General features: G+C 70.9%; 12 protein-coding genes. 8 read left to right on the forward strand and 4 right to left on the reverse strand.

Annotated elements, in window-relative coordinates; genetic code table 11:
• Nucleotides 1-179 precede the first annotated feature (179 nt).
• Nucleotides 180-1463 carry a hypothetical protein gene (locus AB0K67_RS33735; RefSeq protein ID WP_364068211.1) on the reverse strand — a complete coding sequence of 428 codons (1284 nt, stop codon included), beginning with the start codon at nt 1461-1463 and terminating at the stop codon, nt 180-182.
• A gap of 272 nt (nt 1464-1735) precedes the next feature.
• Here AB0K67_RS33735 and AB0K67_RS33740 point away from each other — a divergent pair, with 272 nt between their 5' ends.
• Nucleotides 1736-3004, forward strand: coding sequence for an MFS transporter (locus tag AB0K67_RS33740; protein ID WP_364068213.1), 1269 nt, complete (start codon nt 1736-1738; stop codon nt 3002-3004).
• Nucleotide 3005: 1 nt separating this feature from the next.
• On the opposite strand, the gene AB0K67_RS33745 is transcribed toward AB0K67_RS33740, so the two are convergent.
• Nucleotides 3006-4136 (reverse strand): FAD-dependent oxidoreductase, encoded by a 1131-nt coding sequence (locus AB0K67_RS33745; RefSeq protein WP_364068215.1) that lies wholly within the window; start codon nt 4134-4136, stop codon nt 3006-3008.
• Between the two features lie 100 nt (nt 4137-4236).
• The gene (locus AB0K67_RS33750) at nt 4237-4857 is read right to left on the reverse strand and encodes a hypothetical protein (RefSeq protein WP_364068217.1); all 621 of its coding nucleotides are present in this window, start codon (nt 4855-4857) and stop codon (nt 4237-4239) included.
• 91 nt (nt 4858-4948) lie between these two features.
• On the opposite strand from AB0K67_RS33750, the gene AB0K67_RS33755 reads away from it, so the two are divergent.
• The 7 genes from AB0K67_RS33755 (at nt 4949) to AB0K67_RS33785 (ending at nt 11539) form a co-directional block, all read left to right on the forward strand.
• On the forward strand, nt 4949-5599 hold the full coding sequence (locus AB0K67_RS33755) for a helix-turn-helix domain-containing protein (protein ID WP_364068219.1): 651 nt from the start codon (nt 4949-4951) through the stop codon (nt 5597-5599).
• A gap of 78 nt (nt 5600-5677) precedes the next feature.
• Nucleotides 5678-6847 carry a homogentisate 1,2-dioxygenase domain-containing protein gene (locus tag AB0K67_RS33760; protein WP_364068221.1) on the forward strand — a complete coding sequence of 390 codons (1170 nt, stop codon included), beginning with the start codon at nt 5678-5680 and terminating at the stop codon, nt 6845-6847.
• On the forward strand, nt 6844-7614 hold the full coding sequence (locus AB0K67_RS33765) for a hypothetical protein (RefSeq protein ID WP_364068223.1): 771 nt from the start codon (nt 6844-6846) through the stop codon (nt 7612-7614). Before AB0K67_RS33760 ends, AB0K67_RS33765 begins: the two co-directional genes overlap by 4 nt.
• Nucleotides 7611-8714 carry a fumarylacetoacetase gene (fahA, locus tag AB0K67_RS33770; RefSeq protein ID WP_364068225.1) on the forward strand — a complete coding sequence of 368 codons (1104 nt, stop codon included), beginning with the start codon at nt 7611-7613 and terminating at the stop codon, nt 8712-8714. The genes AB0K67_RS33765 and fahA overlap by 4 nt, the downstream gene beginning before the upstream one ends.
• A 73-nt stretch (nt 8715-8787) precedes the next feature.
• Nucleotides 8788-9957, forward strand: coding sequence for an Ig-like domain-containing protein (locus AB0K67_RS33775; RefSeq protein ID WP_364068226.1), 1170 nt, complete (start codon nt 8788-8790; stop codon nt 9955-9957).
• A 73-nt stretch (nt 9958-10030) separates the two neighbouring features.
• Nucleotides 10031-10462 (forward strand): NfeD family protein, encoded by a 432-nt coding sequence (locus tag AB0K67_RS33780; RefSeq protein WP_364068228.1) that lies wholly within the window; start codon nt 10031-10033, stop codon nt 10460-10462.
• 3 nt (nt 10463-10465) lie between these two features.
• A complete protein-coding gene (locus AB0K67_RS33785) occupies nt 10466-11539 on the forward strand; it encodes an SPFH domain-containing protein (protein WP_364068230.1) in 1074 nt (357 codons plus the stop codon).
• 236 nt (nt 11540-11775) lie between these two features.
• On the opposite strand, the gene AB0K67_RS33790 is transcribed toward AB0K67_RS33785, so the two are convergent.
• A complete protein-coding gene (locus AB0K67_RS33790; protein WP_364068232.1) occupies nt 11776-12957 on the reverse strand; it encodes a Gfo/Idh/MocA family oxidoreductase in 1182 nt (393 codons plus the stop codon).
• Nucleotides 12958-13005: the final 48 nt, after the last annotated feature.

A 13005-nucleotide genomic window follows, 5' to 3' on the forward strand; every position in this document is an offset into this window, starting at 1 on the left:
TCGGGACTCTTTCGCAGCTACGCAAGATACCGAACCACTGCCTACCGGACTTATCGGACGACCGAAACGGCACACGAAGGCAGGCGCCCCGGCCGTACAGGACCCCCTCATGACGAAGGCCGGGCGCCCCGGCGGAGGAGCGCCCGGCCTCGGCGAAGCCGGTGACAGCGGCGGAAGCGTCAGGCGGCGTGCAGGTAGACCTGGCCGAACACCTCGGACAGGTGCTTCAGGTCGGTGGCCGGGTCCACCTCGGGGTTGGCCGGGTCGTAGAGGGTGGCGAGGCGGGGCCGGATGGAGCCGAGCTTCTTGAGCTGCTCCCAGGTGTCGCTGGCCTGCCACTTCTCGCCGTAGACCCGGTTGACCTCGCCGCTAGCGTCCTGCCAGCGGGTCCACAGGGTGACGGTCTGGGCGGCGGCGTCCTGCAGCGGGGCGGCGACGCGCTCGGAGATGGCCTGGGTGAGCTGCTCGCCGGTGAGCTGGGTGCCGGCGAAGGTGGCGTCCTCGGCGGCGATCTGGGCGTAGGCGTCCCAGGCGCGGGCGCGGACCTGGATCCACTGGTTGCGCTGGGCCTCCTTGGCGTCGATCTGCCAGGCGGCGTACAGGGTGGCGAGGTGGCCGTCGTCCAGGGCGAGCTGGTCGATGTAGCCCTTGCTCAGCCAGGCGCCGATGCGCTCGGGGTCGAGCAGCGGGTACTTCTCGGTCATCGCGGCCTTGCAGGCGTCGTTGGCGCCGCAGCCGAACAGCGGGACCACGGTGTGCGCCGACAGCTTCTTGCCCGGCAGCACCTTGCGCAGCGCGGTCGCGGTCTGGCTGACGAACGCGTCCAGCTCCTCGGCGGTGCTGAAGGTCTGGTTGTAGCCGAGCTGCGAGGTGAACCTGACGCCCACGACGCCGGGCTGCGCGGCGACCAGCGCGGCCACTTTCTTGACGGCCTCGTCGAGCTTGCCCGCCTTGTAGTCGTCGGCGAGCTCGGTGTCGATCCAGACGCGCATCGGGGTCTGGGCGGCGGCCTGCGCGGCCCGGCCGGCCGGGGTGGCCTTGGCGGCGCTCTTCTCCGCGGCGGTGACGCCCGTCGGGTCGATGTAGCACTCCTCGCCGTTCTGGCACTCGGGGGTGCCGCCGTCCTCGGCGCCCGGCACGTCGGGGTCGCCGATGTCGTGCATCTCGCCGTCGCCCTCACCGCCGGTCGGGCACTCGGTGCCCGGCTCCTGGCAGTCGATGGTGATCCGGTCGAGCGGGCCGGAGTCGATCATGTTCTGGCCGTCGTCGTCGAGCCAGAACCTGGCGATGTCGGCGGCCTCGTCGGGCTTGGCCAGCCAGGTGCAGACGACGAACGCCGGAGTGTCGGCGGCCATCAGGTCGTTGCAGTTGCGGTCGCCGTCCTCCGACCACGCGGGAACGCCGATGCCGAGGAGGGAGAGGGTGAGCCCGATGATGAGGACCTGCCGTAGCCGCCGTCTCATGGCACCTTTACTTCCAGGGGGTGATCGTTGGCATATCGCACACTATCGGGATGATCACCATCGTTCAATGAGATCAGTAACGTTTTTCACCCATTTCTCCACGGGCTGTAGCCATCGCTGTCGACGCCGTGCACCGGCCATTCATCCACCCGCCGCCGCCCGGCTCACCTGCGCGTTCACCGCCTGACCCGCACCCCGGAATATGTTCGCGACAACGCCCCGCCCACTGAGACACAATGACGGGGTTTGGCATCTTTCAGGGGGTCGGGCGTATGCGTTCCTATCTTGGCGATCTCGGGCTGCTTCGGGACCGCCGCTTCGCCCTGCTGCTGTCCGCGCGCACCATCTCCATGCTGGGCAGCGCGTTCGCCCCTGTGGCGCTGGCGTTCGGCGTGCTCAACCTGCCCGGCGCCACCGCCTCGACCCTGTCGGTGGTGCTCGCCGCCCAGTCGGTGCCCCTGATCGCGTTCATGCTGGTCGGCGGCGTGATCGCGGACCGCATGCCGCGCCAGCGGGTGATGATGGCCGGAGAGCTGCTGATGGCCGCCGGGTACGCCGGGCTGGCGCTCATGCTGCTGATCGGCTGGACCCCGCTGCCCGCGCTGGCCGCGGCGGCGGCCCTGACCGGGGTGGCCAGCTCGGTCGTGTATCCCGCGCTGACCGGGATCATCCCCGAGGTCGTCCCTGCCGACCGGCTGCAGACCGGCAACGCGCTGCTCGGCCTGGGCGCCAACTCCTCCCGGGTGGCCGGCGCGGTGCTCGGCGGCGGCACGGTCGTGCTGTTCGGCGGCGGCTGGGCGCTCGCGGTCAGCGCCGCGATGTTCGCCGTGGCCGCCGCGATGATCGCCAACCTGCGGCTCAAGCCCGGCGAGCGCGCGCACCAGGAGGCCCACTCGGTGCTCGCCGACCTGCGCGAGGGCTGGCGCGAGTTCCGCTCCCGCCAGTGGATCTGGGTGGTGGTCGCGCAGTTCTCGCTGCTGGTCATGGCGGTGCAGGCCGGGCACGGCGTGCTCGGGCCGCTGATGGCCAAGGAGTCGCTCGGCGGGCCCGCCGCCTGGTCGGCGTTCCTCACCGGCGAAGCCGTGGGGACGATCGCCGGGGTGCTGGTGTCGCTGCGGCTGCGCCCGCGCAGGCCCATCCTGGTCGCGGTGCTGCTGTGCCTGCCGCCCGCGCTGCCGTACGTGGTGCTCGGGGTCGGCGCGCCGCTCTGGGCGATCGTGGGCTCGGCGTTCGTGCTCGGCGTCTGCTTCGACGTCTTCGGCGTGCTCTGGCAGACCACGATGCAGCGCGAGGTGCCGCCCGAGTCACTGTCGCGGGTCAGCTCGTACGACGTGCTCGGCTCGCTGATGTTCGGCCCCGTCGGGCTGCTGCTTGCCGGGCCGGCGGCGACGTTCATCGGCACCAGGGAGTCGCTGCTCGGCTGCGCGGCCATCATCGTGATCTCCACGCTGGCCGCGCTGCTCTCCCCCGGCGTGCGCAACCTGCGCGCGCCCCGGCCGGAGCCGCGCGCCGCCGCACAGCCCGACGCGAGCCCGCTGTGAGCTACCAGGTCTGACCGCTGGTGCGCAGGCCCCGGCTGGGGGTGCGCGGGTGGTCGCCGAAGCGCGGTTCCGGCTCGTACGCGCCGTCGAGCACGCCCGCCACGTAACCGGCCCAGGCGGGGCCGTGCTTGAAGCCGTGCCCGGAGTCGCCGCCCAGCACCCACACGCCGGGCGAGATCTCGGTCAGCAGCCACTCGGCGTCGGGCGTCAGCGCGTACTGGCAGACCTGGCTGAACAACACCGGCGCGTCGGCGAGGCCGGGGAAGCGGCGGCGCAGGTAGCCGCGCGCCTGCTCGACGCTGTCAGGGTCCACGGCGCGCGAGCCGTGCTCGGGCTCGTACGGCGGCCCCTCGGCGTCGGACGTGGCCTTCATACCGGTCCCGTCCACGTCGCCGTGGCCGTAGGCGGACGCGCCGTGGTCCACCCAGGCCGGCGTCTCGGGCAGCGACCACGCGGACGGGACGGCGAAGTGCAGGGTGTCCTGCTTGGTCACGGTGATCGGCAGGCCGTCGAAGAGCCTGGGCAGCCACGCGCCGCACGCCCAGACCACCCGGTCGGCGTGGTGCGTCTCGCCGTCGATCTCGACCGCGCTCCGGTACCGCGTACCGTCGCCGGGGACCGGCGTCGCCCTGCCTCTGACCAGCCGCACGCCCGCGTCCTTGGCGAGCGCGGCGGTGACCTGGGTGGCCCGCCTGGCCCGCAGCACGCCGGCGCTGGGCTCCCAGAGCAGGAAGCTGAGGTCGTCGCCGCGGAACTCGGGGAAGAAGCGGCCGCCGTCGCTCGGGTCCAGCACCTCACACCCGATGTCCAAATTTTTCAGTACTTGGGCGCTGGCGTGCTCCCACCCGTCGGGCGTCCTGGCGAACCACACCATGCCCGCCTCGATGTACAGCTCCTCGCCCGCGCGCTCGCTCAGCCGCAGCCAGCCCTCCCTGGCCTGCCATGCGAGGCGGGCGTACCAGTCGTCGGACCCGTGCGAGCAGCGCAGCAGCCGGGTCTCACCCGCGCTGGACTGCCGTACGTGTCCTGGTTTGTGCTGCTCGACCAGCGTCACCTGCCAGCCGGTTTCGGCCAGCCGCAACGCCAAAGACGTCCCCCAAATACCGGCTCCAACCACAATGACCGATTTCATGCCTCCACGGTGACCACAAAACCGGGCCGCCGCAAGAGCGATCAGGACAGCGATCAGAACAGCGGTCGGAACAGCGGTCGGAACAGCGGTCGGACAGCTATCAGACGACGATGAGCCGGACGACCACGCCCGCGCAGTTGCCGGCCACGCAGATGCGCACCGGCACCTCGGAGATGCCGGGCTTGACCGGGACGCCGCCCACGTGGCCGTCGGGGCCGATGCTGACCCCGGCGGGCACCTTGTCGTGGTCGGTGACGGTGAACGTGGGCATCACGCCGCTCGGGCCGCCGTTGATGCCGATCTCGCCGTCGAGCGGCGTGCCGACCCGTCCTGGGAAGGTCAGCTCGCGCGGCTCCCACGGCTCGTACGACAGCACCACCAGCGTCAGCTCCTGCTCCTTGCACGAGCCTGCCGAGCAGACGCGTACGGGGGCGCTGTAGGTGCCGGGATGCTCGGGCCTGCCGTAGAGGCGGCCTTCGCCGTCGACGCGCAGCCCGGAGGCGAGGTAGGCGGGCGTGAACGTGACGCCCTTGTCCCTGGGCAGCAGCCGCTGGCTGACCTCGATGCCCTGGGTGACGTAGAAGGTGTCCTCGACCAGGCTGTCGCTTTGGGGGGTGGCGAGCGAGGCCTGGTGGACGAGGCTCGCGGTGAGCGGCGGCACGGCAGGCGACAACGCGCACACCGCCAGCCCGGCGAGCAACAGAACCCACCCAAAGCGCATCTTTCAACCCCCCGGCTCGTCCCCTGCCCTTACGTACCCCTCCAGCAGCGCAGCGTCACCACGACCTGCGGCCGGCTGGATAATCGGTCGCATGGCCGCAGAATCCGCTCAGACCCTCGAACGCGGGCTCCGCCTGCTGCGCCTGCTCGCCGACGGCAAGGGCGGGCGCACGCCGACCGAGCTGAGCGGCGAGCTGTCGCTGAGCAGGCCCGTGGTCTACCGGCTGCTGACGACGCTGCTGGCCGAGGGCTTCGTACGCAGGGACGCCGAGGGGCGGGTGCACCTCGGGTTCGGGGTGCTCGCGCTGGCCCAGGCCGTGCAGCCGCTGCTGCGCGCGGCGGCCACGCCGACGCTGCGGCGGCTGGCCGAGGAGGTGGGCGCGACCGCGCACCTGACGGTGGCCGAGGGCGACGACGGGCTGGCCGTGGCGGTGGTCGAGCCGTCGTGGACCGACATGCACGTGGCCTACCGCGAGGGTTCGCGCCATCCGCTCACCAAAGGCGCGGCGGGGCGGGCGATCCTGGCGCTGCGCGACGGCCGGCACGACCACCGCGATTACTTCGTCACGGAGGGGCAGTTGCAGGAAGGGGCACGTGGCGTCGCCGCGCCCGTCACCGGGTTGCCGTGGCTGGAGGCGTCGGTCGGCGTGGTGACGTTCGGGCCCTTGGGGGAGTCCACGGGGCCGCGCGTGGTGGCGGCGGCAGCCGAGCTGGCCGCGGAGCTGACCGCCGGGCTCGGTTGACATCTCCCGGCCGATGACGGACGGTTGTTCCACATAAAGGACACTGCCGTCCGATAAACGGACATGTGTGGAGGGTGGATGCCGTACTACCGCGTCGTGGGAGAGGTGCCGCGAAAGCGACACGTGCAGTTCAGGCGTCCGGACGGCGGCCTCTACGCCGAAGAGCTGATGGGCGAGGAGGGCTTCTCGTCCGACTCCTCGCTGCTCTACCACCGCCACCTGCCGACGGCCATCGTCAAGGCCGAGGCCGTCACCCCGTCCGTGGAGACCACGCTGCGGCCCAACCTGCCGCTCTCGCCCCGCCACTTCCGCACCCAGGAGCTCGCCAGCGCAGGCGACCTCGTCACGGGCCGCATGGTGCTGGCGGGCAACGCCGACGTCCGGCTGTCGTACGCCACCAGCGACCAGCCGAGCGAGCTCTACCGCAACTCCATGGGCGACGAGTGCGTCTACGTGCAGCGCGGGCGGGTGCGCTTCGAGTCCACGTACGGCGTCATCGAGGCCGGCGAGGGCGACTACGTGATCGTCCCGACCGGGACCATCCACCGCTGGGTCCCCGACGGCCAGGTCAACGTGCTGGCCATCGAAGCGTCCGGGCACATCAGGCCGCCCAAGCGCTACCTGTCGCAGTACGGCCAGTTCCTCGAACACGCCCCCTACTGCGAGCGGGACCTGCGCGCGCCCACCGAGCCGTACATCGTCTCGGGCGAGGAGGTGCCGGTGCTGGTGCGCACGCGCGGCGGGCTGAGCCGGCTCGTCTACCGCCACCATCCGTTCGACGTGGTCGGCTGGGACGGCTGCCTCTACCCGTACGCGTTCAACATCAACGACTTCGAGCCGATCGTGAAGAAGACGCACGCGCCGCCGCCCGTGCACCAGACGTTCGAGGGGCCCGGCTTCGTGGTCTGCTCGTTCTGTCCCCGGCCGCTCGACTACCACCCCGAGGCGGTGCCGATCCCGTACAACCACCACAACGTGGACTCCGACGAGTTCATGTTCTACGTGGGCGGCGACTACTCCGCGCGGGCGGGCTCCGGCATCGACGTCGGCTCCATCTCGCTGCACCCCGCCGGGTTCACCCACGGGCCGCAGCCCGGCGCGGTCGAGGCGGTGATCGACGCCGTCGCACGGGGTGTGACCGCGACGAGCGAGATGGCCGTCATGGTCGACACCTTCCGCCCGCTGGACCTCGGGCAGGGCGCGCTGTCCTGCGAGGATCCCAACTATGCCTGGACGTGGGCACGATGAAGCTTTACGCCGCACTCGTCGACGACGCAGGACTGTTCCCGCCGTCGTCCCTGCACATGACCGAGGCGCTGGCCCGCAACCGGCGCGACCTGGAGCACGGCAACGAGGTGCTCACCCACCGCTTCCTCTGCCCGGCGAGCCGGCTCGACCGGCTGCGCGGCTCCGACTACCGGCCGCGTCGCATCGGGCTCATCGCCGACACCGACGAGCTGCCCGACTTCGGCGACCTGCCGGTGGACTACGTCGAGACGAGGCTGCCGCCGGACAGCACGGTCGAAGAGCTGGCCGGGCGGCTCGGCCTGCCTCCGGGCGTGCGGCTGTTCGCCGAGGTGCCCGCACACAAGACGGCCGGCGACGTGCCGCCGGGCACCGGGCTGAAGGTGCGCTGCGGCGGTGCGTCGGCCGAGGAGTTCCCGCCGGTCGAGCACCTCGCGCAGTTCATCAAGTCATGCGCGGACACCGGCATCCCGTTCAAGGCGACGGCCGGGCTGCACCACGCCGTACGCCACTTCGACCCCTCGCTCGGCGTCGACCGCCACGGCTTCCTCAACCTGCTGCTCGCGGTCTGCGAGGCCGTCGAGGGACGCGACCCGACGCACGTCCTGCGCATGACCGACGTGCCCCGCCTCGTGCACATGGCCCGCGCCGTGTCCGACGGGACCGCAGAGCGCGCCCGGCGGCTGCTGGTCAGCTACGGCTCGTGCAACACCACCGCGCCGCTCGACGACCTGCGCGCGCTCGGACTCATCGAGGAGGGCACCCGGTGAGCTGGGGTGTCGACAACCTGCCGTACGGGGTCTTCTCCTGTCCCGGGGAGCGGCCCAGGGTCGGCGTCAGGTACGGCGACAGGGTGCTCGACCTGGCGCCCGCGCTGCACGACGAGATCTTCGCCGCGCCTTCGCTCAACCCGTTCATGGCAAGGGGGCGCGCGGCCTGGCACGCCACCAGAGAGCTGATCCGCAACAAGCTCACCACCGACCTGGCGGTCATCGAGGACCACCTGATCCCGCTCGACCAGGTGCGCCTGCACATGCCGTTCGAGGTGGCCGACTACGTCGACTTCTACGCCTCGCTGGAGCACGCGAGCGCGCTCGGCCAGATCCTGCGCCCCGGCACCGAGCCGCTCCAGCCCAACTGGCGGCACCTGCCCGTCGGCTACCACGGCAGGGCGGGCACGGTCGTGGTCTCCGGCACGCCGGTCAGGCGGCCGGGCGGGCAGCTCGGGCCCGGCGCGTTCGGGCCGTGCAGGAAGCTCGACATCGAGGCGGAGCTGGGGTTCGTGGTCGGCGTGCCGACCGAGCCCGGCGAGCCGGCGGGGCCGCTCGAAGAGCACGTGTTCGGGGTGACGCTGGTCAACGACTGGAGCGCGCGCGACATCCAGGCCTGGGAGTACGTGCCGCTCGGGCCGTTCCTCGGCAAGTCGTTCGCCACGTCGATCTCGCCCTGGGTGACGCCGCTCGAGGCGCTGCCGCGCGTACCCGGGCGGGCGCAGGACCCCGAGCCCGCCGCGTACCTGCGGCGGCAGGGCGACTGGGGGCTCGACATCACCCTTGAGGTACTGCTGAACGGCGAGGTGATCTCCCGTCCGCCCTATTCCGGCATGTACTGGACGCCCGACCAGATGCTCGCCCACATGACGGTGAACGGCGCCTCGCTGCGCACCGGCGACCTGTTCGCCAGCGGCACGATCTCCGGGCCCGAGCGCGATCAGCGCGGCTCCCTCATGGAGCTGACCTGGAACGGGGCCGACCCGATCAAGCTGGCCGGGGGTGAGACCCGCACGTTCCTCGAAGACGGCGACACGGTCACGATCCGGGCCACGGCCGGCGACCTGACCTTGGGGGAGGTTTCCGGAACCGTCGGATAAGTAACTCGACGTGCTTACATCGTGACGCACCGCTACCCTGGGATCTCCCTCTCCCTCGGAAAGCAGGAGTCACATGCGTCGTGTCGCGATGTTCTGTGTCGCCTTCCTCCTGGTCTGCGGGTGTTCGTCCGTCACGGCGCAGGCCCCGGCCGCGCCGCCCGTCGTGCGGGTCTGGCCGCCGTTCGACAGCAAGCGTGCCAGGCCCGATCGGGGGCTCATCGTCAGGGCCCAGGGCGGCACGCTCAGCCAGGTGCTCGTCTACCAGGACGGCGAGCCGGTGCCCGGGCGGCTCGACGCCTCGCGTACGACGTGGCGTACGAGCTGGACGCTCAAGCCCGCCACCGAATACACGGTCACCGCCACCGCCACCCGCGAGGGCGCGCCCGCCACGGTCGCCATGGGCCGCATCCGCACGCGCGCGGTCTCCAGCACGTTCCACGTGGCCCGCACCACGCCGCTGCCCGGCGAGACCGTCGGCGTCGGCATGCCGATCATCCTCGAGTTCGACACCCCGGTCCGCGACCGCGCCGCCGTCGAGGAGGCGCTCGAAGTGCGCGCCGCCGCCCCCGTCGAGGGCGCCTGGCGCTGGCTCGACGACGCCAGGGTCGTCTACCGCCCTCGCCGCTTCTGGACGCCGCGGCAGCAGGTCACGGTCACCGCACACCTGGCCGGCGTGCGCGCCGGCGACGGATTCTACGGCGGCACCGACACCACGTTCGCCTTCACCGTGGGCCGCAAGCAGACCAGCACGATCGACACCAGGACCCACCAGATGGTCGTCTACCGCGACGGAAAGGTGGCCCAGCGCATGGCCATCAGCGCCGGTATGGCCACCACCGTCGAATACACCACGACCAGCGGATGGCATTTGACCATGGACAAGGGCCATCCGGTCCGGATGATCTCTCCGGGCAGGGAAAAAGGCGACCCCGGTTATTACGACCTGATGATCGACCACGCCGTACGCATCTCCGACAGCGGCGAATACGTGCACGCCAAGGACAATGTCTGGGCCCAGGGCAGGGTCAATGTCAGTCACGGATGCGTCAACGCCCGCCCCGACCAGGCGGCCTGGTTCTACGAGACCTCACTGCGCGGCGACCCCGTGCTCATCACGGGCACCGACCGCCCGCTCGAATGGCACAACGGGTGGGGCTATTGGCAACTGCCGTGGGAGAAATGGCGGCAGGGAAGCGCGCTGCCGAGAACCGTGGCCGTGCGCGGTGTGGTGCCGAGGGGTTGAAATCAGGATTACGGTGGAGATTGAGGGAACCAGATAAGAGCGCAGGCCCGTTATACCTTAAAGGAGGGCCGACATGGACGAATGGGTCATCTGGGTAATCCTCGCGATCGTCCTCGGTGTGGCCGAAATCTTTACTTTGACGGCGTCCCTCGGTCTGCTCGGCGTCGCCGCTCTGCTCACCGCCGCGACCGCGGCCATCGGACTGCCCGTTCCACTGCAGTTACTGTTCTTCGCCCTGACGTCCACCGCCGGTTTGCTGGTGCTCAGACCTATCGCGATGCGCCATGTCAAACAACCGCAATTGCCACGGTTCGGCGTGGAAGCGCTCGTAGGCAAGCCCGCCTACGTCGTCTCCGAGGTGACGGGCAGAGGCGGTCGCGTGCGCATCGGGGGCGAGGAGTGGTCGGCGCGCGCCTATGACGAAACCCTGGTGATCCCTACCGGGGCGACCGTCGACGTCATCGAGATCGAAGGGGCGACAGCCCTCGTATATCCCCGGGAGTGATCCATGGACCCGCTGTTGCTGGTCGGAGTGTTCGTCATCCTGTTCGCGGTGATCACGCTGCTGAAAGCGGTGCGGATCGTCCCGCAGGCCCGGGCGCGCAACGTCGAGCGGCTCGGCCGCTACCACCGCACGCTCAAACCCGGTTTGAACTTCGTCATCCCGTACATCGACCGCGTCTACCCCATGATCGACCTGCGTGAGCAGGTCGTGTCCTTCCGCCCCCAGCCGGTCATCACCGAGGACAACCTCGTCGTCGAGATCGACACCGTGCTCTACTTCCAGGTCACCGACCCGCGGGCGGCGGCGTACGAGATCGCCAACTACATCCAGGCGGTCGAGCAGCTCACGGTCACCACGCTGCGCAACGTCGTCGGCTCGATGGACCTGGAGAAGACCCTCACCTCCCGCGACACCATCAACAGCCAGCTCCGCGGCGTGCTCGACGAGGCCACCGGCAAGTGGGGCATCCGCGTCAACCGCGTCGAGATCAAGGCCATCGACCCGCCCAAGACCATCAAGGACGCGATGGAGAAGCAGATGCGGGCCGAGCGCGACAAGCGGGCCGCCATCCTCACCGCAGAAGGCCAGCGGCAGTCGCAGATCCTCACCGCCGAGGGTGACAAGCAGAGCCGCATCCTGCGGGCCGAGGGCCAGCGCACCGCCGCGATCCTGGAGGCCGAAGGCCAGTCGCGGGCCATCGACCAGGTCTTCCAGGCCGTGCACCGCAACGACCCCGACCCCAAGCTGCTCGCCTACCAGTACCTCCAGGTGCTGCCGCAGCTCGCCCAGGGCAGCGGCAACACGTTCTGGGTGATCCCCAGCGAGGTCACCTCCGCGCTGCAGGGCGTGTCCAAGGCGTTCACCGAGGCGCTGCCCCGTACCGCGGCCAGGGAGGACCTGCCCGAGACCTCCGCCGCGGACGAGGAGGTCGCCAAGGCGGCGGAGGCGGCGGCCGAGGCGGTCGCCGACGCCCAGGAGGGCGACTCCACCGGCCCGCGCCAGCTCACCCAGGCCGTTCCGGAGCCGTCGCCGTTGGGCGACCTCGACAAGCAGCCCACCGAGGCCGAACGCCACTGAGGCCGAGCACCGCTGGGGCCTCACGACGCCGCCCGCCGAGGCCGGGCGAGCTGAACACGCGCGACGCCGCCCACCGGGCAGGGGCGGCGTCAGGCGGCTTCCTGCCGGCCTCGCGCGGCGGGCGGCCTTGAGCAGGGCTGGCCGGCCGCTCGCTCCCCCGCGCGTGACGGCGTCAGGCCTCGCGGGACGGGCCGCCTCAGGGGCCGGCCGCTCGGTCCCCTCCCGAGGTGAAGACGTCAGGCGGCTTCTTGCTGGCCCCGGTCGAAGTAGGCCGCGAGGTCGGCGTCCAGCGGCGGCACGTCGTACGGCCGGCCGCCGTCGCGCAGCGAGCGCGTGGCGAGGTAGCCGGCCGCGACGCTCATCCTGGCCGCCACCGGCGAGGTGTCGGTCACCCCGCCCTCCCTGGCGAACCGCACGAACTCCGACATGATCTGCACGTCCGCGCCACCGTGCGTGCCCTGCGCGTCGGGCACCTTGTACGCGATGTCGCAGTCCTCCCGATACTGCGTGGGCCCGGTGTTCCACACCTTGACCGTGGCCCCCGGCCCGTCGCCGAAGTTCTCCAGCCGGCCTTCGGAGCCGATGACCGTGTAGTTGCGCACGTAGTCGGGCGTGAAGTGGCACTGCTGGTAGGCGGCGATGACGCCGTTGTCGAGCCGCATGTTCATGACGGAGACGTCCTCGACGTCCACGACGGGGTTGAGGTCCTTGCGCGCGGTGGGCGGCCAGTCGTTCTCCATCAGCCAGTCGTCCGGCCGGGGCGTGCCGGGGGCGCGGCGCGGCAGGTCGCCGTGGAGCAGCAGGTCACCGAGCGCGTTGACCCTGGTGGTGTAGCCGCCGGCCAGCCAGTGGACGACGTCGATGTCGTGGGTGGCCTTCTGCAGCAGCAGCCCCGTCGTACGGGTGCGGTCGGCGTGCCAGTCCTTGTAGTAGAACTCGGTGCCGTAGCCGACGAAGTGACGTACCCAGACGGTCTTGGGCTCGCCGATGACGCCCTTGGCGATGATGTCGCGCATCAGCCGGACGACGCCCATGTGGCGCATGTTGTGCCCGACGTACAGGCGGGTGCCGCTCTCGCGCGCGGTGCGCAGGATGGCGTCGCAGCCGTCGATGGTGATGGCCATCGGCTTTTCCAGGTAGACGGTCTTGCCGGCGCGCAGCGCGTCGATGGCCAGCGCCTCGTGCGTGTCGTCGGGGGTGTTGACGATGACGGCGTCGATGTCGGGCCGGTCGAGCAGCTCGCGGTGGTCCCGGGTGAGGAAGCCGGCCGAAGGGAACTTCGCCGATTGCCGCTTGAGCACGGCGGGATCGAGGTCGCACAGGGCGGCCACCACGGCGCCCTTGCCCGGCCGGTCGGCGGCCAGGGCGATGCTGGTCCGCAGGCCGAGCCCGATGACTCCGATGCGCAGATCTTCCACTGATGTCCTTCCCGCGGTCGCTGCGAGCCGGCGATGCCCTGGGGCCGG

The sequence above is a fragment of the Nonomuraea sp. NPDC052634 genome (genome assembly GCF_040678535.1).
Classification (GTDB): Bacteria; Actinomycetota; Actinomycetes; order Streptosporangiales; family Streptosporangiaceae; genus Nonomuraea; species Nonomuraea fastidiosa.

Coding starts and splice junctions, on each gene's coding strand:
- AB0K67_RS33735 (WP_364068211.1), bottom strand. CDS start 1,463: ATGAGACGGCGGCTACGGCAGGTCCTCATCATCGGGCTCACCCTCTCC.
- AB0K67_RS33740 (WP_364068213.1), top strand. CDS start 1,736: ATGCGTTCCTATCTTGGCGATCTCGGGCTGCTTCGGGACCGCCGCTTC.
- AB0K67_RS33745 (WP_364068215.1), bottom strand. CDS start 4,136: ATGAAATCGGTCATTGTGGTTGGAGCCGGTATTTGGGGGACGTCTTTG.
- AB0K67_RS33750 (WP_364068217.1), bottom strand. CDS start 4,857: ATGCGCTTTGGGTGGGTTCTGTTGCTCGCCGGGCTGGCGGTGTGCGCG.
- AB0K67_RS33755 (WP_364068219.1), top strand. CDS start 4,949: ATGGCCGCAGAATCCGCTCAGACCCTCGAACGCGGGCTCCGCCTGCTG.
- AB0K67_RS33760 (WP_364068221.1), top strand. CDS start 5,678: ATGCCGTACTACCGCGTCGTGGGAGAGGTGCCGCGAAAGCGACACGTG.
- AB0K67_RS33765 (WP_364068223.1), top strand. CDS start 6,844: ATGAAGCTTTACGCCGCACTCGTCGACGACGCAGGACTGTTCCCGCCG.
- AB0K67_RS33775 (WP_364068226.1), top strand. CDS start 8,788: ATGCGTCGTGTCGCGATGTTCTGTGTCGCCTTCCTCCTGGTCTGCGGG.
- AB0K67_RS33780 (WP_364068228.1), top strand. CDS start 10,031: ATGGACGAATGGGTCATCTGGGTAATCCTCGCGATCGTCCTCGGTGTG.
- AB0K67_RS33785 (WP_364068230.1), top strand. CDS start 10,466: ATGGACCCGCTGTTGCTGGTCGGAGTGTTCGTCATCCTGTTCGCGGTG.